The organism is Pseudomonas sp. LBUM1649 (assembly GCF_059716155.1).
This window is the reverse complement of sequence record NZ_CP166807.1, coordinates 2,129,757-2,151,219: the sequence shown is the minus strand read 5'-3', so window position 1 is coordinate 2,151,219 and position 21,463 is coordinate 2,129,757. Positions and strand designations below refer to the sequence as shown.

Genomic DNA, 21,463 nt, shown 5'->3' with positions numbered 1-21,463 from the left:
GCGCGAATCGCTCTCATTTGGTCGATTTTCACCGTTTTTTCGGGGTTTTTCTGCTTTCAGCGCCTCGCATTGCCGAATCCGCCGTCTTCGGCGGCCGTCTTGGCCGAGTGGCACGGTCCGCACAGGCTCTGCCAGTTTGTCTTGTCCCAGAACAGGACCATGTCGTTCTTGTGCGGGATGATGTGGTCTACATCGGTGGCCACGACCACCAACCCGCGGGCCGAGCAATGCCGACACAGCGGATACTTGGCAAGGAACCCAGCCCGGGCCTGTTGCCACTTGTAGTTGTAGTGACGCTTGGTGCTGCTCTCCCGAGGCTTGGCCCTGGCCGCGCTCTTGAGTAGGTGAGCATGATCGTCACAGTAGCGAGGGTTGCGAGTGAGCGTGTTGCAGCCCTGAGCGTTGCACGGCTTCTGTGGCCTCAGCGGCATGGCGAACCATCCATGTAGGTTGCGGGCATTGCGTCAGGGTCTTCGTCCTGATCCTCTGCCAGCGACTGGATCAGCACCACCTGGTTGTGAGCTATCTGCCTGAGCAGTTCGGTCTGCTTCTCCTGCTCGATCAGCATCCGCTCCCACAAAGAGTTCACGGGCTCGCTCATACCCAACTGCACTCCACTTCTTTATCCACTCGCGCCGGGCCGCGCATCCAGTGCACGCCATCACCGGTCACCTACTTGGCCAGCTTCGGTTGGAGCACAACGCGGGCAATCATCACTAGGAGGCCCAGCACGCCATAGGCGATCGGAGGTAACACTGCCTGAAGCGATGGCATCAGCTGCTCAGCCACGCCAAGCGCAGCGATTGCACCGCCAGCTTGAACGCTGGTCATGCTCAGCGCTCGTTTCCAGTTGTCGATCAGTTGCATGGGTCGCTCCTACGGGTTCTGTTGTTGGTGGACTGCGGCGGATACGGTCTTGCGTAGCTCGGCAATATCAGTTGCCAGTTCGGCCAGATCCTTGTCACGGCGCTTCTCGGCCCACTTGAACCAGGCGCGGACCAATACCCAGGCAGGCAGCCCGCACACAAAGATGATTCCGCCAATGGCGATCATTCCCGCGTCGTCGTTCACCCAATGGGCAATGCCTAGCCAGCGCACCACGAACGCCCCGCCGCAGATACTCGACACCGAAGTGCTGATCATGGCGACAGTGAACTCGCGAACGGTCTTCGGCAGCGTCATCGCCATTACGACGACAGCGGCCAGCACGGCCACGCATCCAAAGGCTCCCAGCTTGTACAGCGCGATACCGCCAGCAGCGGTGAGTGGGCCGGGCTCGGACATAGATTGATATCTCATGGCGCCTCAATATCTCGGCGGGTAATTAATCCGGCCTCCGTGCATGGCCCCGCCGTAGCGATTAAGGGATGCAAAGTGCCGAAAACGAGAAAGCCCCGCACGATGGCGAGGCTTTGGGGTAGATAGCAAAAAGCCCAGCGGGCGGCTGGGCTTTGTGTGTCGTCTCTCATAACGCGCAAGATCGACATGATGGGGCTAATTTATGATCATTCCGCCACTACGTCAAGCGGCGTCAATGAAGATCTGTTCCCGGTCGAATATTTCGGTTGCGTGGATGACTGCGGCCTCTTCCAGCGACTCCAGCCGCTTGGATATGCCGGTCTTCCAGCGGCGCCGGGTTGACTCCGGTTTACCCTCCGTATCCCAGCTATTCATGTCGTAGAACTCGGTGGGCAGCACGATCATGTCTGTGGAGCGCTTGCCTACCTGAACTCCTTTCAGCTTCGGAATAGCCCAGGCCGTGAGTGCCTTATAGATGAAGAGTTGCGGCGCCGGGGACGTGGTGCGCGCTACTAGGCGGCCAATAGCGGCAACCTTGTTGGCCTTGTGCGTCGAGTACTTAGCTACGAGCACGTCCCACTGTGCCGGCTCAAGCTGACGATGCAGGAGCGCATAGAGGCAGCAGTCGTAATCGAACTTATCGCGCACGGACAAGGAACAGCCAGTGCCGCCCTGGCGCAAGTCCGCGTCGATCAGCTTTTGCCAGGATTGCTTCGTGCTGTTGTCGATGTTGTCGGCGGCCAGTACGCGCACCAGGGTGCCCATCACGTCTTTATAGATGCCCATCGCTCAATCCCCTGTGAAGTTTGATCCGCCGGCACCGCGGCGGTTGTTCTGTTCGTACTGCGCGGCAGGGCCATTCATCAGCACCGGGCGCTTCAACTGTTCGATCTGGTGGTCGGCAGCCTGGAGACGGATGCTCAGCTGCGTCACCAGCACCTCCAGCGGAAGCGCCTCGCCGGTTTCGGCAGTGACCCAGCCCGATGCATTGCACTGCACGCAGGCCAGTTCGTGGAATACGCCCTTGATGACCGCATGCCCACGGCATGCCGGACACTTGGCCAGGTCGAGTTGAGCAGCGCGGAAATCAGGGCCGTGCATTTTCATCATCCACCCACCTTCAGGCCTTGATCACGAAGTGACTTCTCCACCACTTCGCGAGCCCACAACGCATCTGGATCGCCAAGGGCCACAGGAAATGGGTTGGTTATGCACAGAGTTTCACGAGAGGCCTGCCAGGCTTCCCATCGGGCGATGTACCGGGCCGCCCGATCTCCAGAGCAGCAAGCGACACACTGCAGGATGTAATCGCCCGCATGGCCAACCTTAGGCTCCCAGCACATTCCGCTCGGAACCGGGAAGCGCTCCTCGAACTGGGCGCGGGTTTTGTCTCTTTTCATCATTTTTAAACCTCGCCTATGGTTGATTCTTGATTGGCCTCGCAGGCCTTATTTTCTGCGGCTTCCAGCGCATTACCGGAATCTCCGAATCTAAAGCCGGTCAATCCGTGAATCAGGTTTAAACCCTTCTGGTCTAGATGGGCATGCCACTGCTCGAGGGCATCACGCTTGCGCCCCATCACGTCCGACTGGATGTACACCTTCACGTTGTGACCCATGGCGTGGTTGATCAGCAGTTCACCGATCAGGTGGTCGATGCCGAGGTCTGCCCAACCGGTACGGGCCACCTTGCGCAGGTCATGGCTGGTCCATTCGCCCTGCCCCAACCGGGAGAACACGGCGCTGGCCTGACCTTCACTCAGGGCCTTGCCGTTGCGTGCCGGGAACAGGAACTGGCCGTCATAGCTTCGGGCGTATTGGCCCTCGCGGTACCGCATCAGCAGCGCGCACACCTGCTCGGTCAATGGCAGGTGATGCTCGACGCCGGTTTTGGTGTGCTCGGCCGGAATGAACCACTCACGTTCGGCCAAGCTGATATGCGACCAGCGTGCTTGCCGGGTTTCGCCGATGCGCGTGCCGTGGCAGAGCATCATCAGGGCGAGCATGGAATCCAGCGGCGCGGGCTCCATGACGGCGGCCAGTTGCTCCAGAAGACCCGACAGCTGGACCCCACGTAGACGCGACGGCTTGATCCCGACCTTGGCCTTGGAGAAGTCGTTGAACTTGATGGTCGCCATCGGGTTGGCCGAGATCAGCCCCAGCTTGAACGCCTGGCGGAAGGCCAGGGCCAGCAGCTGGAACACTGAGCGCACGTAGTCGATGGAAATGCTTTCCTGCAGCGGCCACATGAGCTGGCTGTCGAGTGTCGCCTTGTCGATGCCGGTCAGTGGCAGGTCACCCAGGCGCGGCATCAGGTGACATTTGATGGCAGAGGCGCCGGTCTTCTTGCGCTTGCTGGAGAGGTTGCGGTCGCGGGACATGCGCTCTGCGTACCAGGTCAGCAGCTCGCCGACAGTGGCCCACTTCGACAGGTTCGCGCCGGTCCCGGCTTCCAGCCGCAGGCGGATGGCCGGCAGCGCCGCGACCACCTGCTTGGTGTTGAGGTCCGGGAAGGCGCCTATTCGCTTCCACTCACCCTTCACCACCAGGTACCAGGAGGCCCGTTCGCGAGCACGGGTGAAGCGCAGGTACAGGCCGCGGTTCTCGATGTCGCGCAGATCCCGGACATCGCCGACAGCCTGCCGTTTGATTTCGGCGTCGGACATCTTCACGGCGGCGCTGGTCATGCGGCCACCACTGTAGGAGCGAGCCGAAGGTAGGCGCGGATCTGCTCCATCGTGTCGAAGTGCCCGCGGCACACCACCGCCAGATACCCCTGAGCATTGAGCTTGCGAATCCGTTCATGCTGGCTGGACGAAATCGCGGCGTCGTTCGGGGGCGTGGCCTTGAACTCGATGTACAGGCCGAAGAATCCGCCGCGAGCCATTGGTAGGACCAGATCGGGGATGCCGGCCTTTACGCCCTGGGCCTTCAACTTCGCGGCTACGGCCTTGACGCGATGGCCGCCGTTCGGGACGTGATAGATAAGGTCAGCGACCTCTGGCATGCGGGCACGAAGCTCAGCCATCAACGCCGCCTGCTCCAGACCCTCACGGTCGACTGGCTTGGCGCGCGTCGGCTTCTGCTTGAACTGCTTCATGGCGACCGGCTTCATTCGCGATTACCCCGCGCGATTCGGGCACGGCGTTCGAGACGGCGGATGCCCAACCAAAGGCCAACGGCGGCGACCGTCATGAAAGCGGTGTACAGATGAAGCAGGGTGTCGTTCATGCCCTCTCTCCTGTGGTGATGTCGATTACTTCGAAGGTGCTCGGCCACATCAGGCTGCCGAACTTCTCGGCGGCCGAGCGATGTTCGAATAGCGCTACAGCGCGATCTGGTTTATCGGTGAGGTCCCACTTGTAGGCGCAGCAATGCACGGCGTAGCGGTAATCCGCTGGGTCTGTCGCAACGAGATGCGGATTAACCACGGGCACCTCCCAGCGTGGCGCGCAGCTGTGCAAGGGCGCCCAGGCCAACTTCAGGTGTCGCCTTGACCACGGTGCGCGCGGGCAGCGCCTTCGGCATCGGCTGAAGCGGCAGGCCGGCCAACAACCGGCGAATGGTGATGGTGTAATTGCGCTCAAACAGCTTAAGACTGAGCACGGTGTCGAGTTTGTTCAGGCTTTCGAATCCGCATTCCTTGGCGGTGTGCCAAACCGCGTCATGCGACCACTTGCCCTGCCCGGCCATGCCCGGGTGAGCATTGCGACAGGCCTCGCGGTGCGCCGCAGCGAGCGGTGGCAGACCAAGCATTTCGGGGGTTGGCTTGCACCATTCGATGAACTGGCCAGGGCTTGGAATGAAGTCACCGGGCTGTTTGCGAACCTGCGTCATGCCGAAGTCGATCTGACCCTGAGTGCAGATACCTTCCTCGAGAAATGCCTGAAACCATTGGCGCTTCGAAGCCTGGTAGGTCTCCTTGTCGGGCCATGCCTGACGCCACGCCGAGCGTATCGAACGCAACTCTTTGAACAGCTCGTTGATGGCCGTGACCAGTGTACTGTTGGTTTCAGTGGCTACTGGCGAAGCGTCTTCGGCGGCAATGAACTCACCGGACTGGGCTTTGGTCCACAGGCCTTGGGCAATCACAGAGACGGCTTTCATGACTTCACCCCGTTCTGCCATTCAGTGTCGTCATCGTCAAAGTCAGAAGCCGGGGCCTGCCTCGGCTTGAGCGGGGTCACATTCGAAGCGGCGGCCCGAGCTTTGTCATTGGCGACCCACTTGACCAGCATGCCCACCCATTCCGCCTGGGTGTTGCACTGATGCTGCGGCTCGTAGTGTCCGGTGAACGCGACGCGAACTTGCTCGGTGAACAGGTCAAGCGACAACCCGCGGTGCAAGGCGTAGGTTTTTAGCAGTGTGTGGTCCGGTACCCAGTCGAGGGTCATTTCGCTAGGCATGCGAGGATCGACGGCCCCCTGCGCAGAGAGAGGTTCTTTATTCTTCTCTTTCTCTTCTTTAGGTAACGCACCGCTAACGTTCGCAGCGTTACTTTTACCGTTACCGGCCTTATGGTTTGCCACGCGCTTTGCTGTGAGAAGCCTGTTTTTAGCGGTTTTCCCGTTGTGCCGCTCGAAATGAGGAAGGCTGATCACCCCCTCGGCTTCGATCATCCAGGCGACCGATTTCATGTGCTCGCAGAAACCGATAACGCCGACGAGACGATCAAGTAACTTTTTACTAACGCTGGGAGCGTTACCGTTTTCGGTTTGTTGGTCGAACCATCCCCATACACGCATCAGCTTGCCGACGACCGCGTCAGGGTCGATATCGGCCAAGTCCGCAATCTGGCAAACCTCAGGCTTGTCCAGGGTGGTGAGTTCGAATTTTATCCAGTCGCCGGCCATTACGCGGCCTCCTGCAGAAGTTCAGCGAGGCGGGTTAGGCCTTTCGGGGTGACCATAGGGTCGAAGGCAGCCCGCTCGATTCCGGTTTCAGGATCCGGCTTTAGGGCTGTGACTTTGTGGGTCATGTGACCCGAGGTGATGCGTGGCTGATAGGCAACCCATCGCTTGCACCCGTGACGCCGGAAGATCCATCGGTGCTGTTCCAGCCAGGCGAATAGGCGCGCCGGGGCCATACCGAGCTGCTTGGCTGCGTCAGTGATGCAGATCGCGCCACCAGCTGCAGCGAGCCTATTGATGGCGGCGACCTTCGGGGCTTGCTTTGATATGACAAGTTGAAGCTCGCCATTCTTGTCTGCGAGATCTGCGGCAAGTCGGAGGGCTTCTGGGAGAGATTGCGGGATCGTGACAATCTGTCGTGACACGTTTTCGAGTTCGGCCAAACGTGTCACGACACGATGACGAAGCGCGATGCTGTAGCCGGTCAACAAGGTTTCAGTCAGGACGCGGTCAAGATGGAATTCGGCGGTGTAACCCCGTCCGTCTTTGACCTCCTGGAGATGGCGCAGATCTGCTCCATCGTCTGCTAATGCTTTTCGCATCACACGGATGTCACGAATGACGTCCTTATGCTGCTTTCCAGTGAGCTCAGCAACCTCCCGGCTCGACATGGTGACCGTATTGCTTGGAGCGACGATCGTGTTCATAATGGCCCCACTGTGTTTTACATGTTGTTGAAAGAGCCGGGTTGCAGCCCGGCTTTTTTGTGCCTGCGATTCAGGCGACCTTCACCGACTGTTCCATCACGTTCAGCTCGTGCCGCACGTGATCGATTTCTTTCCGAATAGCCTGCTTCTCGATCTGAGTTACGCGACCGTCATCCAGCGCGACGTGCACAGCCAAGGTCAGGTCAGCAACTTCCTTACCTACGTGCATCATCGAAGCCGTGAGCGCCTGCGGTGCCGGGGCTTCTTTTCTTACCAGGTCGAAACCAAACTGATCAGCCAGGGCAGCGAGCGGCCGCATGTCGCCGGTGTGCAACAAGATTCCGAACAGATGTTCGATAGTCAGGTGGTGAGCGTCGTTATCCGGATTCGAGCGCTGGAGCAGGCTCACATGCGGAACACCCATCTTGGCGCTCAGCGACTTAGCTTCGTTGTCCTTGACCGCGTCGTGGCAGGCCCGCAAGAACTTGTCCATTCGTAAAACCTCGTTTCTGTTTCCGTGGTGGCGTAATGCCAACAAGGCGATCATTCGTTCATCAACTGATCAGGGATGAACCCGTGACCTTCTTTTCTTCTTGGCCCCTTATTAGGTGCCAGCCCCGCTTGGCTCAATCCCTGTTGTGGCCCCTTATTAGGGGCCGGACCGTTACCTGCCAGGGAAAATCGAAACTACGTTTTCTGCCTGCGCCCCTTGTGCGCAGTGAGCAGCGAGGTGGCTTCGCAAGGCTGCTTTATCTGCTGCCAGGCGAGCAGCACTGCGGCGCTCGACCGCACGCTCTGTCATCTGCAAGATTCGGTCGGCCAACTGATCCATGCCGATACCGACCTCTTCAGCCCACCGCTCAAGCTCGTCTTTCTCGTCCTGCGTGTACTGCCCTACTTCCGGTATTGCAGGCATTGGTGCCTCCTCCATGGCCTAATCAGGCGCTGAGTTTCTTGTCGTTGACCTGGGGAATAGCGTCCTGCTCTCGTTTGGCTTTTAAGGCCGCACGAATGAGGTCGCGAACTAATGCGTTTGGCTGAATTTTCATTTCGCGGGCCAGTTCGCCCAGCGCCGGAAAACCGTCCAGCTCGTTGTCATCGATCAATGGGAAGTAGCCGTAGTCCTCTTTGAATCGCAAAGCCGCCAACGTGAGATCGCGAACCAAGGCGCCCGGCTGAATCTCACGCGCCTCCGCTTCCACCTTGATAGCGGCGTAGGCGTCGTCATTCAGGCGCGACTTCAACTGGTGGGTGTTGCGATGCTTCTTGTTGTCGTAGGCCATTGGTTCACTTCCGGGTTCGGTGTGAGGGATTGGGTTAGGCGGCGGATTTGCGAGTCGGCTGTTGGCGAGAGCAGAGTTCGCGAGCAGTGATCATTCCGTCGGTAATCTCCTCGGCCTTGAATGCCTTCTCTGCGCTCATGGAGTGAATTCCAGACACCCAGTACGAAACCGCAGCCTGAGATACGCCGAGGGCCAGAGCTGTTTTGGTTTGCCCGCCGAAGTAGTCGACGAGCCTTTCGATAGGGGTCATTCGAGATCCCTCATAATAAGCCTGCTTATATCCTAAGTAGAAGGACACTTATTTGCAAGTCCATAAGGGAACTTATAAATTCGAGCGGATGAGCACACTCGCAGAACGAATCAAAACCGCCCGAATTCACGCCAAGCTGACGCAGAAGGCTCTCGCCCTGAAGGCAGGAGTCGAGCAGCCAGTGATATCGCAGCTGGAGACAGGTAAAAATCTACAAAGCGCGCACCTGCCGAAAATTGCGCATGCCTGTGGCGTGAGCGCTATTTGGCTTTCAGAAAATATTGGGCCGATGATCAGTGCGGCCGTCAGCGGCTCGAATGTTGGTGAGGCTCGACAGCAAGTTGAGTCCTACCGTTACCCGGTAATAAGCTGGGTAGCCGCTGGCGCTTGGGCCGAGGCTGTAGAGCCGTATCCAGCCGGCTTTTCAGATCGCTATGAATTTTCCGAATACGATTCAAAAGGCCCAGCGTTCTGGCTCGAGGTAAAAGGCGACTCGATGACCTCACCCGCTGGGCAAAGCATTACCGAAGGCACGTTGATCCTGGTGGATACGGAAGCGGAAGCTGCCCCGGGCAAGCTCGTCGTTGCCAAACTGCCGGATGGCAACGAGGCGACGTTCAAGAAACTGGTCAATGATGGCGGTAAGCTTTTTTTAAAACCCTTGAATCCGGCCTGGCGCATTGAGCCGTTCACTGAAGACTGTCGTATCGTTGGCGTCGTAGTAAGGGCGCTTCAGAAATTTTGAGTCCAACAGCAAGCTGGCCCCTCCGCAATTCTCACGAGCATCAACCTTTTACTGCGCCGTGAATGGTAGAGTTATCCTTCAATTACGGAGGGTAAAGCTGTGCGGAAACATGGATTTTTTATACTGTTGATAGTGGCGCTTCAAGGATGTGGAGAAAGGGATCTTTCTCCAGAGCAAAAGGCAAATCTAACCAGGCTCAATTCTGAATTGGCAGCAACAAAGCTAGAAATCAACTCAGCCAACCAAGCTGCAGCTGAGTATAACGGCGGCCTCATCAAAGCGATTGCAACAGCCCGCGTTGAAATTTTGAAAACCAACGAAGCTCTCATCGAGCAACGCATCTTATCGATTGAATCTGGCGCACCAGTAAAAACTGAAACCATCGTGACAACCCCAGACGAAGCTCTGGCAAACTCTCTTCTTGCAGAAATGGAGTCTGCCAAGGCAGCAATTTCCGCAGCAAATGCTGAAGCAAGCCAATACAATGGCGGCCTGTTGAAAGTACTGAAGTTATCTGCAGCAGCAACCAGCGAACAGACACTTGCAATGCTTCAGCAGCGATATCTGATAGCAAAGTACGGCCTCAGCCCGGTATCCCTAGGTCTCGCAAGTCCGGTGCAACCGCCTGTTGCCCTACCCTCAGCGAGACAACCAAAAGCAGATCTCTTACCGCCCGCTGATGGACCTCTCGGATTGGCAGCAGGACTTAGCAAAGAGCAAATTGAAGGTATGACTGGTGAGACTTTAGTGATCTCGAATGAGTCCCAGAGCCTTTACACGCTAACTCGTCCGCCGCGCGCGAATGACTCATTCGAACGATATGCCTTAGTGATTTCTCCAACCGTGGGGCTTTGCCAGATAAGAGCGATCGGTAAACAAATTAATACCAACCGATTTGGGCATCAACTAAAGGCAAGCTTCGACGAAATGAAGAGCTCGCTATCCAATATCTATGGAAAATCCAAAGATATGGACTTTTTGATGCCAGGCAGCATCTGGAAAGATAGTGATGACTGGCTGATGGGGCTCTACAAAAAGGATCGCTCTCTCTATTCAGAATGGACAGGCTCGCCTACGACACCATTGAAAAGCGACCTCCTGAGCATCGGATTGGAAGCTCGCTCCACAAATGGCGACAGCGGCTACTATCTGCTCCAGTATTCATTTTCCAACGAACCCGCATGCGATTCCGAGCAGCTCGCGAGAAAAGAAAAATCACTCTGAGCTAAGCATGCCCTGACCTGAGAGCCCGCACAGAGCGGGCCTTTTTTTGCCCACGGAAATCTTCGATTTGATTTCATTCTCCAAAGGTTAGGCGCCTCCCCTCTTGTCAAAATATTACAGGATCAATACTGTATTGATATACAGTAAAGGCATGGAGCTTCCCAATGCACAACATCGCGTTACCCTCTTCATACCCCCAAGACTCCTACGAGTTGGTCGGCCGGCGCATACAGCGCCTTATTGCCGCGCCGGGCGTTCAAAAGGTCCAGTTCATCACCGTTGCCCGTAACGACAATGAAAGCCCAGAAGCTTGGCAGCAGGTAATTCAAGAAATCGAAGAAACGAATGGAGTGTGCATTGAGCACCTAGACGGAGATGCCGTCAGGATTGGGTGGCGAGAGTATTGCGAAGCCTGAAATGAGCCCGCCGTCGAGCGGGCTTTTTATCGACATCTAAAAATAATATAAGCCAGCTTATTGACGACAAAAATAAGCTGGCTTATATTCCATCACATCGCAACCGGCACCCAATCAGGGGCCAGCCGCGAAGGGTCGAGAGGTCCGCTGCTCTTTAACAGCTCGACGTGACCCAGTGACGTACCGGCCAACCCGGTGGTGAAAAAGCTAAACCGTCGCCCATGCCAGCTCTGGAACTGGCCGTGTTCCCCAATGAGAGCACGCGAAGCTGCATAGCCACCCGATGCGACGCCAGTTGCGGCAGCGGGCAGAGAGAGGACTCCGGCGGACGTGCAGCGAGAAGACAATCATCACTGAAGCACCTTCTTGCGAGGGTGCTTTGGGATGACCAAGAGGAAAAGGCACATGAACAAAGATTCAGTGGCAGCAATCGACCCGGCAACTAGGCGATGCGTCCTCATCGGCGCAGGCGAGACCGACTACTTGAAAGAGCTGTTTGAAATGGGGCTCATCCTGGTGCCTGTGACGGCAGCCGAAGCCGTAAAAGCGCTGCACGAGCAGCACCAGGACATATTCAAACTGAACAGTGAAAGAAGCGCTCACTCATACCCGGCGATAAGCCCGCCCGATTTCAACACTCGCATCGAAGCGGCGTTTGTCTCGGTAGCGTTTCAAGGCCAGATCGGTCTGAGCACAAGACTCGCGCTGATGCACCCGAGCACTGAACTGGACAGGGACAGCTGCGCCAAATACGCAACGATCGTGCTCAGTCGTCTGACCGCTGCCTTCCTAGAATATTTGCCTCCTGAGCGTTCTGCCCAGATTCAGCAAGAACTAGCTGAGTACCTGTCTTCAAACTTCGAATGTCCATGACGAAGTGCCACATGCCGTTATCCAGTTCGATTACTTCCCCGATCTCTACTTGGCGCGGCGATTCATAGCTCTTCGGCTTCATATCACCCTCAACCGCGACGAACTTCAATTTATAGCTGTGCATTGTGCAGCGCCCTCCTTTGCAGGCTGTGTTGTGTGAGAGCGCTCAGCCTAGCGCAAAGCCCGTCACCTGGGCAGTGGTGAGCTGGCCGCCGGCCACCCTATTGGCAACGCATCACTTCTGCACCTTGGCGACAGGGTGCAGCGGGATGTCACCCAACCCAGAGGAAACACCATGTTCGGCAAAATGTTTGGCAAGAAATCCGGCGAAGCTCGTCAGGCCCTGGCCGTGATGACCAACCGCGATCTGATGCAGGCTTCGGTCTACGGTGTGTTCTACGTTGCTTCCGCTGATGGCGACATCGAAAAGGAAGAGCTCGAAAAGATCGAAAAGCTGATCAACAACTCAGCAGCCCTGAAAGGCTTCGGCGCCGAGCTGAGCAACACCATCGACCGCGCCAAGGCTGACTACAACGACGGTGGTCCCCGCATCATCCGCCAGAACGCCGAGAAGGAATTGAAGGACCTGGCCCATAGCGTCGACGACGCAGCAACCGTGCTGAACTTCATGCTTACCGTGGCCGAAGCTGACGGCGATATCGAGCCAGCCGAAATGGCAGTGCTGGAGAAAGCCGCCAAGATCATGAACCTCAACCTTAAAGACTACCTGTAGTCATGTTCGGCAGGCTCAGCAACAACGCGCGCTCGCTGGCCGCCTATGGGCTCGCCGGCGGGATCGTCTTCGTCGACTCGGCAAGTCGCATCATTTCAATGGCCGGCGACCTGGTATTGGTCGCGCTGCTCTTGGTGGTGCTAATGATCGGCAAGGCGAAAGACAAACCGTAGGCATCACTTCTGCCCATTCACTGAGTGGGCAGCGGGATGCGGACGAAACCGCGGCCTATAACCGCCCACCTGCATCAAACCTAAAGCCCGGTGGCCACTGCCAACCCAGTGAGCGAACAGACGGAGGATTTGCAGCTATGTAACCGATCAATTGAAGCCCGCCCAATGGCGGCACCTGCGATCACGTAGGGAGGTCTTCGTGACGCCAACAAAAGCCCGGGTGATCTCGGGCTTTTTTACGCCGGCCTTTATCCGTCAGCACTCTCCCCTGCGCCCAACGGCACACACCAGGCGGCCCGAGTGCTGACGAATACACGCAACCCCATCGAGGAATCGCCATGCATCCATCAATTCAACAGCGAGTCGACGGGGTTGCGGCCCTGCACATTCGCTCCAGCATCGCCACCGCCGCGTTCTACGCCCTGATCGGCAAGGAGCAGTCCGTGCCAGAGATTCGCTACCAGGTCAAAACCAAGGGCAATGCCTACCACATCGTCGAGCGTTCCACTGGAAAGGTGAAGGGTTTTCGCTGGACTTGGAAGGAGGCAGTGAACTTCGCCCAGGCACTGGAAGCGCGCGCCGACGGCATCAAGGTCACTCTATCTGGTGGCCGGCCATGATCGGCGTGCCAATGCCTGACCCGCGCGACAGCCTGATCGCCAACCTGAACCAGCAACTGGATCAGTTCTTCGGCTCGGGCAAGACCGTGCAGGAGGTTGCTCCAGGCGTCAGCGGCGAGACCAGCCTCTCCGGTGCGAGCGGCCACAGCGAACGCCTGCGCACCGAGCGAGACAAGCTTGCGCCCATGCTAAAGGCCTTGGCCGCAACAGGCATCACCTCAAGCGCAGCAGCAACGCAAACCCGGATCCGGCAAAAACGCATCGAACTGATCGCCAAAGAGAACAACTTCAAGTTCGCCTCGCCCAAATGAAGCGCATCAACAATCAGGTGCGCCAGCGCCGACGACAGACATGGCTGGATCTACCGGCCCACGGAATTGGAGAGACAGGCCATGGCCAAGAGCAACGCGGATATTCAGAGGGACAAGCGCGCCAAGGAGAAAGCCTTGCTGGACCGGATCGGCGCCGAGAAGCGATCGCTGATTGTATCGAAGGCATTGGATGATGCCCTTCATATTCTAGGCGATCGCCACGGCTTCGAGGAATGGCAGGAGACAGTGTCGACCTTCCTCCTGAACCTCGCTGCAGCGCCCACCGAAGAGTCCGCCCGCTTCGCCACCATGTCGCGACAAAAAATCGCGATAAGCGAAAAGGTGTCGCGGGAGTTGGACCTAGCCTATCGGCGTGAAAAGTTGCGAATCTGCAACGACGAATAGATGTTTTACTTCGCCAGAGAGGCAAATAGTCCGATCAAGAATATGACCACCACAACTGTCGTGATGATCTGCATGGCTGGCTTATCAGCTTCATCCTGAGCTGCTTTCTTGCGTGCGTAAGCCATCTTTCCCGCGGCGACACGTCTGGGATTTTTCATCTTCTTACTCCTTGATCCGGCGCCATGCCGGGCCATTAACCAATAGCCCAGTTCAACGAATCACGCCAGCCGGCGAGGATCCACAATGCCTACAGCAATCGATTTGTTCGCCGGTCTCGGCGGATGGTCAACCGGTGCCCGCAATGCCGGTATCGACGTAATCTGGGCCGCCAATCATTGGCCTGTCGCCGTCGAGTGGCACAGTGCAAACCACCCTGACGCAATTCACATCTGCCAGGACCTGCACCAGGCGGATTGGTCGAAGGTTCCGGCCCACGACATCATGCTTGCCTCGCCTTGTTGCCAGGGGCATTCGAAGGCGCGAGGCAAGAAGTCCGGCAACGCTCAGCACGATGCATCGCGCTCTACAGCGTGGGCAGTTGTGTCGGCTGCCGAGTTTCACCGGCCGGAAGTGGTGTTGGTCGAGAATGTCGAAGAGTTCACGGACTGGGCTTTGTACCCCGCCTGGTCTCAGGCAATGGCAGCGCTCGGCTACAAGATCGCGCCCCATGTAGTTGATTGCGCCGACCTCGGCGTGCCACAGCACCGCGTCCGTCTGTTTCTGGTATGCACTCGAAGCAAGGCGCCGCTCAACCTGCAGCTACACCAGCGCAAGCATGTTCCAGCCTCATCGTTCATCGACTTCGACGCTGGCAAGTGGAGTCAGGTTGTAAAGCCCGGTCGCGCGGAGTCGACGCTGCTTCGCGTGAAGAATGGCCGCGAGCGCTTCGGTGATCGATTCATCATGCCCTATTACGGATCAGGCTCTGGCCTTACTGGCCGCAGCTTGGCGCGTCCGATCGGGACCATCACCACGCTTGACCGGTGGGCTCTGGTGCGCGGCGATGAGATGCGCATGCTCTCTGCCAACGAAGCGCTCGCGGCCATGTCGTTCCCGTCTGACACGAAACGCCCAGACAATCATCGACAAACCATGCACATGGCTGGCAATGCGGTACCGCCGCTGGCTGGACAACGAATTATCGAAGCAATGATGGAGGCTGCATGAAACGGATATATCTCAGTGGACCAATGACCGGCTTCCCAGACCTAAACTTCCCCGCCTTCAACAACATGGCCGCCAAGCTTCGCGCCGTCGGTCATCAAGTCATCAACCCCGCCGAGATCGACCACGTCAGTGATGAATGGGTTGACTGCTTGCGGCTCGACATCATTCACCTGATGGAATGCGGCAGCGTTGCTCTGCTACCTGGCTGGGAAAGCTCGAAAGGCGCCCTACTTGAAGTACACATAGCCCGGGCACTGGGCATGACGGTTGTGAATGCCCATGATCTGGTATCGATGGAGATTGCAGGATGAACAACGAAACGAAAGCACCGCGCCCGGGCATGGAGTTTTGGGACAAGCTGAACGCTTTACCGCGTTTCGCCTTCTTCCTTTCGCCATCGGGCAACTCGGTACAGAGGTTCGAGGACAAAGCTCTCGGTAACTGGATTGATGTGCACGACGCGCAGAAGGTAATTGACCAAGCCCAAGAGGAGATCAACCAGTTCCGCGCCGAGCGTGACGCCCTGCAGCTGCGCCTGAACGCAGCGGATCAGCGGATTGATGAGTTGACCACACCGCAACACGGACCCAGCGGTAACGCCTATGTACCCCACGGATTTAGTGGGGGTGAACATCATCGGGAAAATTTATAAAGTTGTCCCAGCGTTCATAGGCATCATGTTGCCTCTTCGTCGCGGTTTCCCACTCGGGGCCTGAAACGCATCTGGCGGAGACGAGCATCATCATCCCCATGGTGGCTGCGTCCAGTTCCAATAAGAGCTGGTGTGACTCAAATCTGAAGTCGTCGATAGATGCCATGGTTACTGCCTTAGGCGGTACTTACCGCCATCAAAAAAGAGTGCCTCTCAGGTTGATGACTGTGGTCACTTCTAAATGATTCACCCTATCTTCTGACCGGTACGATTTACCCCCTCCCCCTTCAAAGTCAGCCGCTATAGCGGCAAAGGACAGGTATTGCCCATGGAAACGATAAAGCTGATTCAGCCAACCCCCGTCGTGCGCGACGAAAACGGCATGTTCCAACACCCAGATATGCCCGACTTCGACGAGGGCGACGAAGAAAAGTGCAAGCAGTGGATCGCCGAGCAGGGCCTGTCCGTGGGAATGGTCAGCCTTGAGTACGCTGATGAGGCGATTGCCGAGCGCTACTACGAAGCCGGCGACCCTGATTGCAGCTACTGGGAGCCGGATCGCCCAGATGGCGAAGGCTGGTTCTGCCTGGCAATTCACGACACCGATGACGGGCCTGTCTGCTGGTGGGCTCGCCGAGAGGTGACGCCATGAGCCAGCAACGTGAACCGCTGCGGCGGTCAGAGACAGACGAAGACCGTATGAACCTGCCGGAAGGCAAGACCTGCGGTGACTGCGTGCATGCCCGGCGTTGCACGATGATGTTCGGTCACATCCCGGAAGATGAGGCTTGCGACTGGGCACCTTCCCGGTTCCGCGAGGCGGCTCAGCAGGTGACGCCATGATCATCCCAGTCTCTGCCCTCGCCTACATGGCCTGGCTCATCTATTCGAGGCCGCGGCGATGATATAGCGCATCTCAAGCATGGCGATAAATGCTCAATCTCGACGCTGATGACAGCGGTACTAATTTGCTGGAAGTTAAAGTCACTGCCCGAGCTGTGCCCCATTCCAGCGCTTGAGTCATGGTTTCGCCAGGACGATCTTTGTAGTACTCCTCGAACATCATCTCGCCGGAGCTTGAGTACGCCCCAACGAATAGCTGCACAGCCCCTGTACACGACGTTCGGACCTGTACGTCGAGTTGACCTCCGTCACCAAGGAGGCCGTCGTGACACCGATTATGCAAGGTACAGTCTGCCCATTCCCAGAACACGTGTTGCCGCTGTTTTAGGTGCATTTTCTCAACGTCCGTCGACGATCTATCACCCACTTTTACTCGCTATTCAGTGCCTGCGGTAAGAAACGGCAGAAACACTTTGAACTTTTAACTCCATTGCCTGTACCGCTTCGATCTAAGCGCCCTTTACTTTCACCTACCAGCCTGCCGGTGAACGGCGGGCGAGGAATTCTATTGCCATGCCAAACCATGTGACCAACAAAGTAAGTGCACCAACACACGTCCTGAAATCGCTGATCAACGAGAGCGGCAAGATCGATTTCAACACCATCCTCCCATTTCGCGGGCAGTTTGCTTGGGACGGCATCGACTGCGCCGCCGAGGAGGCAGCGGCAGTCATAACAGCGCAGCCACTGGATGATCACCCGCTGATAGCATCCCTGCAGCAATCTAATCGCAGCCGGGTGGACGCGCTCAAATTGAGCGACGAAGGCTTCGAACAATTCGTGCAGATGCTGCGCAACAAGCGATCGTGCGGCCACTTCAACACCTTGGACTTCGCCCGTGACGTTTGGGGGACGAAGTGGAACGCCTACGACCAGGTAATCGACCTTGATGCCGGCGAGCTCTCTTTCGACACCGCCTGGTCGTGCCCCATTCCAGTTCTGACAGAACTGTCGAAGCTCCACCCAGGGGAAGAGATAACGGTCCGGTATGCCGACGAAGACACCGGCAGCAATTGCGGCACGGTCAAGCTCAAGGATGGCGAAGTCGTTTCTTCCGATGTTGCCGGGCGCTGGAACGAAATGAGTGAGCCGGATCAGCAAAAGTGGGAGGCCTTCGCGCGCGACCTCAAGGGCTGGACAGAAGCTGACGAAGACGAATAACCCATCCCCACCTTCTGCCGCCACGCGCGGCATGGAGCATCATCATGGCGGCAGCAGAACAGATACCGGTTGACTACCTGTCCGACAAAGTCGCGGAGAAGAACTTCGCGGAGATGGTCGGCACCACCCGGCGCGCGCTCCAGGGCAAGCGCCAGCGCAACATCATCCCGAAAGGGGTGTGGAACGAAATCGACGGGCAGATTTATTACAGCATCAGGAGATATGAGGCATGGCTAGAAAGCCTTTGGGATTGCCCGCCGGAGTTGAATTCGCAGGTCAATCAGTCCGCATTCGCTTCACATGGCAGTTCCGGCGCTGCGAGACCCTCGCCTATTCCCAAACGCCAAAAGGCATTAAAGCGGCCGCAGATCTACGCGCTACAGTAATCAGCCTCATCAAGCACGGCGTGATGGACGATCAGCGTTACGCCGAGTTGTTCCCGAACTCTACCTACTCAACCTATTCCGCGACGCCGCTGTTTGGCGGCTACGCGCAAACCTGGCTGGACAGCCGGGAAGTCGTCGGGGGAACCCGGAAAAACTACCGGATATCCCTCAACATTTATTGGATGCCGCACTTGGCCCTGCTTCCGATCGACCAGATCACATCGGCCATGATTCGGAAAGTCGTCAGCGAAACGCAGTGGAAATCGTCGACGGTAAAGCGCTCGGCGATCCAGCGCCTGCACACGATGTTCGAGTGCGCAGTGAACGATGAGGTGATCACGCGAAACCCGGTCGGCTCGATTGAGTTGCCAGTGAAAGCGAAGAAACCGGTGGATCCGTTTACTGTGGCGGAAGCTGACTTGATTGTGGCGCACCTTTATCAGGTGCTGGCCGGTTCGATGCGGGTGTACGCCGCCTATTTCGAATTCGCGTTTTACACCGGCATGCGGCCCGGAGAGATAGCGGCGCTGCGCTGGGATGAGGTGGATACAGAGGGGCGTGTCGCCAACGTGTGCAGAATCGTGGCTGACTACAAGATCGAGGAGCGCACGAAGACACGCGAGGCGCGGCGAGTCATGCTGAACAGCCGGGCATTAAATGCCATTGAGGTGGCCAAGGAAGTGGCCGATTTGAGGGCAAAGCAGAGCCGGCGCCAGCACAAGCAGTCACCGTACGTGTTCCCGCCGACGAAGAACTTCGAGTTCATCCAGCAGGCCAGCGTGACTGACAAACACTTCAAGGCGGCGCTGGTCGCGCTGAAGATCAGGGCCAGACGGCAATACAACTGCCGGCACACATACGCTACCATGTGCCTCATGGCAGGCATGAACCTCGGGTTCATTGCGAATCAGCTCGGCCACAGCGTGCAAATGCTACTGTCGACCTACGCCCGGTGGATCAACTCCAGTGAAGACTGGAGCGAAGTCGGGAAGCTGGAGCAAAGCCTGATTGGTACAAAATTGGTACAGACAGAAACCGTACCCCTCTAGAACCCATACGGAATAAAGCTCTGTGACACTGGAACAGAATTACACCGCGATCCTTGGCCAACTGGGCGAGGATCCCTCCCGCGAGGGCCTGCTCGACACGCCAAAACGTGCCGCCAAAGCCATGCAGTACCTCTGCCGCGGTTATGAACAGACGCTGGAAGAAGTCACCAACGGTGCCTTGTTCAGCTCCGACAACAGCGAAATGGTGCTGGTCAAGGACATCGAGTTGTACTCGTTGTGCGAACACCACCTGCTGCCGTTCATCGGCAAGGCCCACGTGGCCTACATCCCGAGCGGCAAGGTGCTGGGCTTGTCGAAAGTCGCGCGGATCGTCGATATGTACGCCCGCCGCCTGCAGATCCAGGAAAACCTCAGCCGCCAGATTGCCGATGCAGTCCTGCAGGTCACCGGCGCCCTTGGCGTTGCCGTGGTGATCGAGGCCAAGCACATGTGCATGATGATGCGCGGTGTGGAAAAGCAGAATTCGTCGATGATCACCTCGGTGATGCTGGGCGAATTCCGTGAGAACGCCGCGACTCGCAGCGAGTTTCTCAGCTTGATCAAGTAATTCGCCGCACGAAGAGAACCGGCATTCATCGCCGGTTTTTTTTCGTCCGGGAAAAATCAGGTAAGCTGCGCGCCTTTCTCATTAGCACCGTGAGGCTTTCAACGTGTTCGTAAAAGCGCTTCGTGTCGGCCTTGGCCAACTGATCATCTTCATCGACTTCATCACCCGTCCAGGCAAGAAGCAGCGCCCTGCCGCCGCTCAGGCCCAGGTCGAAGCTGCCGCCAGGGACCTGACCCTGTATCAGTTCCATGCCTGCCCGTTCTGCGTGAAGACCCGCCGCACCCTGCGCCGCCTTAACGTACCGGTGGCCCTGCGCGACGCGAAAAACAACGAACAGGATCGCCAGGCCCTGCTCGAGCAAGGTGGCAAGATCAAAGTGCCTTGCCTGCGCATCGTAGAGAATGGCCAGACCACGTGGATGTATGAGTCCAAGGTGATCATTGATTATCTGGATAAGCGTTTCGCGGCAGCCTGATTTTTTGCGGTGTTCTGACTGACGCTTTCGCGAGCAGGCTCGCTCCCACAGGGAACTGGTTGCACAGATCCAATGTGGGAGCGAGCCTGCTCGCGAAGAGGCCGGCACAAACACTGCAAATTCCAGACAAAACTAAACCGGCCGATTGGCCGGTTTATTCATTTCTGCCCTTCCCTCAGGCCGCTTCCGCCGCCTGGGCCTGCCGCACCACCGCCGCCAAGCGCTTGAGCCCTTCCTCCAGCCGTGCTGGATCAATGTGGCTGAAATTCAGCCGCAAATGCCCGTGATGATTATCCGGTTCAGGGAAGAACGGCTCACCCGGCATGAACGCCACGTCATTGGCCAACGCCGCATTCAGCAACGTACGGGTGTCCATCGGATGCTTGAGCGTCAGCCAGAAAAACAGCCCGCCCTGTGGCATATTCCAATCCGCCAGATCGGTAAAATGCGTTAACAGCGCCGCCTGGAATGCGTCACGGCGCACCCGGTAAAAGCCACGCAATTCACTCAGGTGCTGCTGGTAGGGTTCGCTGCCGATCCATTGCAGCGCTTGCCACTGGCCGACCCGATTGGTATGCAAGTCCGCCGATTGCTTGAATTTCAACAAGTGCGGGAACAGGTCCGCACTGGCGATCAGATAACCCACGCGCAGACCCGGCAGCAAGGTTTTCGATACCGTGCCGGTATAGATCCAGCTGGCTTTTTTCAGGCGTCCGGCAATCGGTTTGGCGCTGCCACCATCGAAGGTCAATTCACGGTAGGGCTCGTCTTCAATTAGGGTCACGCCAAACTCATCCAGCAATGCCGCGACCGCCTCGCGCTTGGCTTCGCTGTAACGCACGGCCGACGGATTCTGGAACGTCGGGATCAGGTAGATGAACGCCGGGCCATGTGCTTCCAGGCGCGCGCGCAGTTGCGAAAGGTCCGGCCATCGGCTTGCAGCGGCACGGTCAGGCAATTGGCACCGAACAGCTGGAAGATCTGCAGGGCCGCCAGGTAGGTCGGTGCTTCGAGCAGTCCGAGACCGACAAGCGAAAGCGACTGTTGGAATTGACCGCCGAAGGCACGCGGTTTGAACAGTCACTGCGCCTTGAGCTGGTGAAATTGCTCGAGCGAGTGTTTGCCGAGGCTGGGGAGACGGCGGTGAATGGCTGGTTGGCGGTGAATCTGGCGCTGGGGGAAAACCAGCAGAAGATGTAAGCGTCCTGGCGATA

Annotated in this window: 37 protein-coding genes and 2 pseudogenes; 20 read left to right on the top strand and 19 right to left on the bottom strand. The window is 57.6% G+C overall.

Going from position 1 to position 21,463, the window contains the following annotated elements; all coding sequences use genetic code 11:
* Positions 1 to 56 precede the first annotated feature (56 nt).
* The 17 genes from ACA058_RS09975 to ACA058_RS09895 all read right to left on the bottom strand — a co-directional run bounded on the left by ACA058_RS09975 (position 57) and on the right by ACA058_RS09895 (position 8,388).
* Positions 57 to 431: an HNH endonuclease signature motif containing protein gene (locus ACA058_RS09975; protein ID WP_497638921.1), complete on the bottom strand. Its 375-nt coding sequence runs from the start codon at positions 429 to 431 to the stop codon at positions 57 to 59.
* The gene (locus ACA058_RS09970; protein ID WP_497638920.1) at positions 422 to 589 is read right to left on the bottom strand and encodes a hypothetical protein; all 168 of its coding nucleotides are present in this window, start codon (positions 587 to 589) and stop codon (positions 422 to 424) included. Before ACA058_RS09970 ends, ACA058_RS09975 begins: the two co-directional genes overlap by 10 nt.
* Before the next feature lie 83 nt (positions 590 to 672).
* Positions 673 to 867, bottom strand: coding sequence for a DUF7940 domain-containing protein (locus ACA058_RS09965; protein WP_497638919.1), 195 nt, complete (start codon positions 865 to 867; stop codon positions 673 to 675).
* Positions 868 to 876: 9 nt separating this feature from the next.
* Positions 877 to 1,299 carry a hypothetical protein gene (locus ACA058_RS09960; RefSeq protein WP_497638918.1) on the bottom strand — a complete coding sequence of 141 codons (423 nt, stop codon included), beginning with the start codon at positions 1,297 to 1,299 and terminating at the stop codon, positions 877 to 879.
* 222 nt (positions 1,300 to 1,521) lie between these two features.
* Positions 1,522 to 2,085: a hypothetical protein gene (locus tag ACA058_RS09955; protein ID WP_497638917.1), complete on the bottom strand. Its 564-nt coding sequence runs from the start codon at positions 2,083 to 2,085 to the stop codon at positions 1,522 to 1,524.
* Positions 2,086 to 2,088: 3 nt separating this feature from the next.
* Positions 2,089 to 2,409, bottom strand: a complete 321-nt coding sequence (locus ACA058_RS09950; protein WP_497638916.1) for a hypothetical protein — start codon at positions 2,407 to 2,409, stop codon at positions 2,089 to 2,091.
* Positions 2,406 to 2,642, bottom strand: coding sequence for a phiTE_015 family protein (locus ACA058_RS09945; RefSeq protein WP_497639900.1), 237 nt, complete (start codon positions 2,640 to 2,642; stop codon positions 2,406 to 2,408). The genes ACA058_RS09950 and ACA058_RS09945 overlap by 4 nt, the downstream gene beginning before the upstream one ends.
* A gap of 62 nt (positions 2,643 to 2,704) precedes the next feature.
* A complete protein-coding gene (locus ACA058_RS09940; RefSeq protein ID WP_497638915.1) occupies positions 2,705 to 3,985 on the bottom strand; it encodes a tyrosine-type recombinase/integrase in 1,281 nt (426 codons plus the stop codon).
* Positions 3,982 to 4,413, bottom strand: a complete 432-nt coding sequence (locus ACA058_RS09935; protein WP_497638914.1) for a VRR-NUC domain-containing protein — start codon at positions 4,411 to 4,413, stop codon at positions 3,982 to 3,984. Before ACA058_RS09935 ends, ACA058_RS09940 begins: the two co-directional genes overlap by 4 nt.
* A gap of 112 nt (positions 4,414 to 4,525) precedes the next feature.
* Positions 4,526 to 4,729: a hypothetical protein gene (locus ACA058_RS09930; RefSeq protein ID WP_497638913.1), complete on the bottom strand. Its 204-nt coding sequence runs from the start codon at positions 4,727 to 4,729 to the stop codon at positions 4,526 to 4,528.
* Entirely contained in the window at positions 4,722 to 5,405 is a 684-nt protein-coding gene (locus tag ACA058_RS09925) for a replication protein P (protein ID WP_497638912.1), read from the bottom strand. Before ACA058_RS09925 ends, ACA058_RS09930 begins: the two co-directional genes overlap by 8 nt.
* Positions 5,402 to 6,151 (bottom strand): DnaT-like ssDNA-binding domain-containing protein, encoded by a 750-nt coding sequence (locus ACA058_RS09920; RefSeq protein WP_497638911.1) that lies wholly within the window; start codon positions 6,149 to 6,151, stop codon positions 5,402 to 5,404. Before ACA058_RS09920 ends, ACA058_RS09925 begins: the two co-directional genes overlap by 4 nt.
* Positions 6,151 to 6,855, bottom strand: a complete 705-nt coding sequence (locus ACA058_RS09915; RefSeq protein WP_497638910.1) for a phage antirepressor KilAC domain-containing protein — start codon at positions 6,853 to 6,855, stop codon at positions 6,151 to 6,153. The genes ACA058_RS09920 and ACA058_RS09915 overlap by 1 nt, the downstream gene beginning before the upstream one ends.
* A 70-nt stretch (positions 6,856 to 6,925) precedes the next feature.
* Positions 6,926 to 7,348 (bottom strand): phage regulatory CII family protein, encoded by a 423-nt coding sequence (locus tag ACA058_RS09910; RefSeq protein ID WP_497638909.1) that lies wholly within the window; start codon positions 7,346 to 7,348, stop codon positions 6,926 to 6,928.
* A 171-nt stretch (positions 7,349 to 7,519) separates the two neighbouring features.
* On the bottom strand, positions 7,520 to 7,771 hold the full coding sequence (locus ACA058_RS09905) for a hypothetical protein (RefSeq protein ID WP_497638908.1): 252 nt from the start codon (positions 7,769 to 7,771) through the stop codon (positions 7,520 to 7,522).
* Positions 7,772 to 7,793: 22 nt separating this feature from the next.
* Positions 7,794 to 8,138, bottom strand: a complete 345-nt coding sequence (locus tag ACA058_RS09900) for a hypothetical protein (RefSeq protein ID WP_497638907.1) — start codon at positions 8,136 to 8,138, stop codon at positions 7,794 to 7,796.
* A gap of 34 nt (positions 8,139 to 8,172) precedes the next feature.
* A complete protein-coding gene (locus ACA058_RS09895) occupies positions 8,173 to 8,388 on the bottom strand; it encodes a transcriptional regulator (RefSeq protein WP_497638906.1) in 216 nt (71 codons plus the stop codon).
* A gap of 88 nt (positions 8,389 to 8,476) precedes the next feature.
* On the opposite strand from ACA058_RS09895, the gene ACA058_RS09890 reads away from it, so the two are divergent.
* The 9 genes from ACA058_RS09890 to ACA058_RS09850 all read left to right on the top strand — a co-directional run bounded on the left by ACA058_RS09890 (position 8,477) and on the right by ACA058_RS09850 (position 13,888).
* Entirely contained in the window at positions 8,477 to 9,133 is a 657-nt protein-coding gene (locus tag ACA058_RS09890) for a LexA family protein (protein ID WP_497639899.1), read from the top strand.
* A 99-nt stretch (positions 9,134 to 9,232) separates the two neighbouring features.
* Positions 9,233 to 10,357: a hypothetical protein gene (locus ACA058_RS09885; RefSeq protein WP_497638905.1), complete on the top strand. Its 1,125-nt coding sequence runs from the start codon at positions 9,233 to 9,235 to the stop codon at positions 10,355 to 10,357.
* A gap of 164 nt (positions 10,358 to 10,521) precedes the next feature.
* Positions 10,522 to 10,773 carry a DUF1654 domain-containing protein gene (locus tag ACA058_RS09880; RefSeq protein ID WP_497638904.1) on the top strand — a complete coding sequence of 84 codons (252 nt, stop codon included), beginning with the start codon at positions 10,522 to 10,524 and terminating at the stop codon, positions 10,771 to 10,773.
* A 405-nt stretch (positions 10,774 to 11,178) separates the two neighbouring features.
* Positions 11,179 to 11,646 (top strand): hypothetical protein, encoded by a 468-nt coding sequence (locus ACA058_RS09875; protein ID WP_497638903.1) that lies wholly within the window; start codon positions 11,179 to 11,181, stop codon positions 11,644 to 11,646.
* Between the two features lie 295 nt (positions 11,647 to 11,941).
* A complete protein-coding gene (locus tag ACA058_RS09870) occupies positions 11,942 to 12,379 on the top strand; it encodes a tellurite resistance TerB family protein (protein WP_497638902.1) in 438 nt (145 codons plus the stop codon).
* 2 nt (positions 12,380 to 12,381) lie between these two features.
* On the top strand, positions 12,382 to 12,552 hold the full coding sequence (locus ACA058_RS09865; protein ID WP_497638901.1) for a DUF3927 family protein: 171 nt from the start codon (positions 12,382 to 12,384) through the stop codon (positions 12,550 to 12,552).
* A 338-nt stretch (positions 12,553 to 12,890) separates the two neighbouring features.
* Positions 12,891 to 13,172 carry a hypothetical protein gene (locus ACA058_RS09860; protein WP_497638900.1) on the top strand — a complete coding sequence of 94 codons (282 nt, stop codon included), beginning with the start codon at positions 12,891 to 12,893 and terminating at the stop codon, positions 13,170 to 13,172.
* A complete protein-coding gene (locus ACA058_RS09855; RefSeq protein WP_497638899.1) occupies positions 13,169 to 13,483 on the top strand; it encodes a hypothetical protein in 315 nt (104 codons plus the stop codon). The genes ACA058_RS09860 and ACA058_RS09855 overlap by 4 nt, the downstream gene beginning before the upstream one ends.
* Before the next feature lie 81 nt (positions 13,484 to 13,564).
* Positions 13,565 to 13,888 carry a hypothetical protein gene (locus tag ACA058_RS09850; RefSeq protein WP_497638898.1) on the top strand — a complete coding sequence of 108 codons (324 nt, stop codon included), beginning with the start codon at positions 13,565 to 13,567 and terminating at the stop codon, positions 13,886 to 13,888.
* A gap of 5 nt (positions 13,889 to 13,893) precedes the next feature.
* Here the strand turns inward: ACA058_RS09850 and ACA058_RS09845 are convergent, their stop codons facing one another.
* Positions 13,894 to 14,046 carry a hypothetical protein gene (locus tag ACA058_RS09845; protein WP_497638897.1) on the bottom strand — a complete coding sequence of 51 codons (153 nt, stop codon included), beginning with the start codon at positions 14,044 to 14,046 and terminating at the stop codon, positions 13,894 to 13,896.
* Positions 14,047 to 14,131: 85 nt separating this feature from the next.
* On the opposite strand from ACA058_RS09845, the gene ACA058_RS09840 reads away from it, so the two are divergent.
* The 10 genes from ACA058_RS09840 (at position 14,132) to ACA058_RS09795 (ending at position 20,249) form a co-directional block, all read left to right on the top strand.
* Complete coding sequence (locus ACA058_RS09840) at positions 14,132 to 15,055, top strand: DNA cytosine methyltransferase (protein WP_497638896.1); 924 nt, start codon at positions 14,132 to 14,134, stop codon at positions 15,053 to 15,055.
* Positions 15,052 to 15,366, top strand: a complete 315-nt coding sequence (locus ACA058_RS09835; protein WP_497638895.1) for a DUF4406 domain-containing protein — start codon at positions 15,052 to 15,054, stop codon at positions 15,364 to 15,366. The genes ACA058_RS09840 and ACA058_RS09835 overlap by 4 nt, the downstream gene beginning before the upstream one ends.
* Positions 15,363 to 15,707, top strand: coding sequence for a hypothetical protein (locus ACA058_RS09830; protein WP_497638894.1), 345 nt, complete (start codon positions 15,363 to 15,365; stop codon positions 15,705 to 15,707). The genes ACA058_RS09835 and ACA058_RS09830 overlap by 4 nt, the downstream gene beginning before the upstream one ends.
* Before the next feature lie 328 nt (positions 15,708 to 16,035).
* Positions 16,036 to 16,359 carry a hypothetical protein gene (locus ACA058_RS09825; protein WP_497638893.1) on the top strand — a complete coding sequence of 108 codons (324 nt, stop codon included), beginning with the start codon at positions 16,036 to 16,038 and terminating at the stop codon, positions 16,357 to 16,359.
* Positions 16,356 to 16,550, top strand: coding sequence for a hypothetical protein (locus ACA058_RS09820; RefSeq protein ID WP_497638892.1), 195 nt, complete (start codon positions 16,356 to 16,358; stop codon positions 16,548 to 16,550). The genes ACA058_RS09825 and ACA058_RS09820 overlap by 4 nt, the downstream gene beginning before the upstream one ends.
* Positions 16,551 to 17,123: 573 nt before the next feature.
* Positions 17,124 to 17,771, top strand: a complete 648-nt coding sequence (locus tag ACA058_RS09815) for a DUF1281 family ferredoxin-like fold protein (protein WP_497638891.1) — start codon at positions 17,124 to 17,126, stop codon at positions 17,769 to 17,771.
* 44 nt (positions 17,772 to 17,815) lie between these two features.
* Positions 17,816 to 18,157, top strand: coding sequence for a hypothetical protein (locus ACA058_RS09810; protein ID WP_497638890.1), 342 nt, complete (start codon positions 17,816 to 17,818; stop codon positions 18,155 to 18,157).
* A complete protein-coding gene (locus ACA058_RS09805) occupies positions 18,061 to 19,206 on the top strand; it encodes a tyrosine-type recombinase/integrase (RefSeq protein WP_497639898.1) in 1,146 nt (381 codons plus the stop codon). The genes ACA058_RS09810 and ACA058_RS09805 overlap by 97 nt, the downstream gene beginning before the upstream one ends.
* 22 nt (positions 19,207 to 19,228) lie before the next feature.
* Complete coding sequence (gene folE / locus ACA058_RS09800) at positions 19,229 to 19,774, top strand: GTP cyclohydrolase I FolE (protein ID WP_497638889.1); 546 nt, start codon at positions 19,229 to 19,231, stop codon at positions 19,772 to 19,774.
* A 103-nt stretch (positions 19,775 to 19,877) separates the two neighbouring features.
* Positions 19,878 to 20,249, top strand: a complete 372-nt coding sequence (locus tag ACA058_RS09795) for a glutathione S-transferase N-terminal domain-containing protein (protein ID WP_497638888.1) — start codon at positions 19,878 to 19,880, stop codon at positions 20,247 to 20,249.
* A gap of 175 nt (positions 20,250 to 20,424) precedes the next feature.
* On the opposite strand, the pseudogene ACA058_RS09790 reads toward ACA058_RS09795, so the two are convergent.
* Positions 20,425 to 21,266 (bottom strand): annotated as a pseudogene (locus ACA058_RS09790) (aminotransferase-like domain-containing protein); the annotation flags it as partial.
* On the opposite strand from ACA058_RS09790, the pseudogene ACA058_RS09785 reads away from it, so the two are divergent.
* Positions 21,267 to 21,449 (top strand): annotated as a pseudogene (locus ACA058_RS09785) (MarR family transcriptional regulator); the annotation flags it as partial.
* Positions 21,450 to 21,463 lie beyond the last annotated feature (14 nt).

Excerpts from the sequence above, each read along its gene's own strand:
- ACA058_RS09815 (WP_497638891.1), top strand. The coding sequence starts at position 17,124 with ATGCCAAACCATGTGACCAACAAAGTAAGTGCACCAACACACGTCCTG.
- ACA058_RS09890 (WP_497639899.1), top strand. The coding sequence starts at position 8,477 with ATGAGCACACTCGCAGAACGAATCAAAACCGCCCGAATTCACGCCAAG.
- ACA058_RS09840 (WP_497638896.1), top strand. The coding sequence starts at position 14,132 with ATGCCTACAGCAATCGATTTGTTCGCCGGTCTCGGCGGATGGTCAACC.
- ACA058_RS09835 (WP_497638895.1), top strand. The coding sequence starts at position 15,052 with ATGAAACGGATATATCTCAGTGGACCAATGACCGGCTTCCCAGACCTA.
- ACA058_RS09845 (WP_497638897.1), bottom strand. The coding sequence starts at position 14,046 with ATGAAAAATCCCAGACGTGTCGCCGCGGGAAAGATGGCTTACGCACGC.
- ACA058_RS09850 (WP_497638898.1), top strand. The coding sequence starts at position 13,565 with ATGGCCAAGAGCAACGCGGATATTCAGAGGGACAAGCGCGCCAAGGAG.
- ACA058_RS09810 (WP_497638890.1), top strand. The coding sequence starts at position 17,816 with ATGGCGGCAGCAGAACAGATACCGGTTGACTACCTGTCCGACAAAGTC.
- ACA058_RS09855 (WP_497638899.1), top strand. The coding sequence starts at position 13,169 with ATGATCGGCGTGCCAATGCCTGACCCGCGCGACAGCCTGATCGCCAAC.
- ACA058_RS09915 (WP_497638910.1), bottom strand. The coding sequence starts at position 6,855 with ATGAACACGATCGTCGCTCCAAGCAATACGGTCACCATGTCGAGCCGG.
- ACA058_RS09880 (WP_497638904.1), top strand. The coding sequence starts at position 10,522 with ATGCACAACATCGCGTTACCCTCTTCATACCCCCAAGACTCCTACGAG.
- ACA058_RS09940 (WP_497638915.1), bottom strand. The coding sequence starts at position 3,985 with ATGACCAGCGCCGCCGTGAAGATGTCCGACGCCGAAATCAAACGGCAG.
- ACA058_RS09895 (WP_497638906.1), bottom strand. The coding sequence starts at position 8,388 with ATGACCCCTATCGAAAGGCTCGTCGACTACTTCGGCGGGCAAACCAAA.
- ACA058_RS09820 (WP_497638892.1), top strand. The coding sequence starts at position 16,356 with ATGAGCCAGCAACGTGAACCGCTGCGGCGGTCAGAGACAGACGAAGAC.
- ACA058_RS09910 (WP_497638909.1), bottom strand. The coding sequence starts at position 7,348 with ATGGACAAGTTCTTGCGGGCCTGCCACGACGCGGTCAAGGACAACGAA.
- ACA058_RS09900 (WP_497638907.1), bottom strand. The coding sequence starts at position 8,138 with ATGGCCTACGACAACAAGAAGCATCGCAACACCCACCAGTTGAAGTCG.
- ACA058_RS09830 (WP_497638894.1), top strand. The coding sequence starts at position 15,363 with ATGAACAACGAAACGAAAGCACCGCGCCCGGGCATGGAGTTTTGGGAC.
- ACA058_RS09860 (WP_497638900.1), top strand. The coding sequence starts at position 12,891 with ATGCATCCATCAATTCAACAGCGAGTCGACGGGGTTGCGGCCCTGCAC.
- ACA058_RS09945 (WP_497639900.1), bottom strand. The coding sequence starts at position 2,642 with ATGTGCTGGGAGCCTAAGGTTGGCCATGCGGGCGATTACATCCTGCAG.
- ACA058_RS09825 (WP_497638893.1), top strand. The coding sequence starts at position 16,036 with ATGGAAACGATAAAGCTGATTCAGCCAACCCCCGTCGTGCGCGACGAA.
- ACA058_RS09960 (WP_497638918.1), bottom strand. The coding sequence starts at position 1,299 with ATGAGATATCAATCTATGTCCGAGCCCGGCCCACTCACCGCTGCTGGC.
- ACA058_RS09975 (WP_497638921.1), bottom strand. The coding sequence starts at position 431 with ATGCCGCTGAGGCCACAGAAGCCGTGCAACGCTCAGGGCTGCAACACG.
- ACA058_RS09950 (WP_497638916.1), bottom strand. The coding sequence starts at position 2,409 with ATGATGAAAATGCACGGCCCTGATTTCCGCGCTGCTCAACTCGACCTG.
- ACA058_RS09935 (WP_497638914.1), bottom strand. The coding sequence starts at position 4,413 with ATGAAGCCGGTCGCCATGAAGCAGTTCAAGCAGAAGCCGACGCGCGCC.
- ACA058_RS09955 (WP_497638917.1), bottom strand. The coding sequence starts at position 2,085 with ATGGGCATCTATAAAGACGTGATGGGCACCCTGGTGCGCGTACTGGCC.
- ACA058_RS09865 (WP_497638901.1), top strand. The coding sequence starts at position 12,382 with ATGTTCGGCAGGCTCAGCAACAACGCGCGCTCGCTGGCCGCCTATGGG.
- ACA058_RS09875 (WP_497638903.1), top strand. The coding sequence starts at position 11,179 with ATGAACAAAGATTCAGTGGCAGCAATCGACCCGGCAACTAGGCGATGC.
- ACA058_RS09920 (WP_497638911.1), bottom strand. The coding sequence starts at position 6,151 with ATGGCCGGCGACTGGATAAAATTCGAACTCACCACCCTGGACAAGCCT.
- ACA058_RS09870 (WP_497638902.1), top strand. The coding sequence starts at position 11,942 with ATGTTCGGCAAAATGTTTGGCAAGAAATCCGGCGAAGCTCGTCAGGCC.
- ACA058_RS09905 (WP_497638908.1), bottom strand. The coding sequence starts at position 7,771 with ATGCCTGCAATACCGGAAGTAGGGCAGTACACGCAGGACGAGAAAGAC.
- ACA058_RS09925 (WP_497638912.1), bottom strand. The coding sequence starts at position 5,405 with ATGAAAGCCGTCTCTGTGATTGCCCAAGGCCTGTGGACCAAAGCCCAG.
- ACA058_RS09965 (WP_497638919.1), bottom strand. The coding sequence starts at position 867 with ATGCAACTGATCGACAACTGGAAACGAGCGCTGAGCATGACCAGCGTT.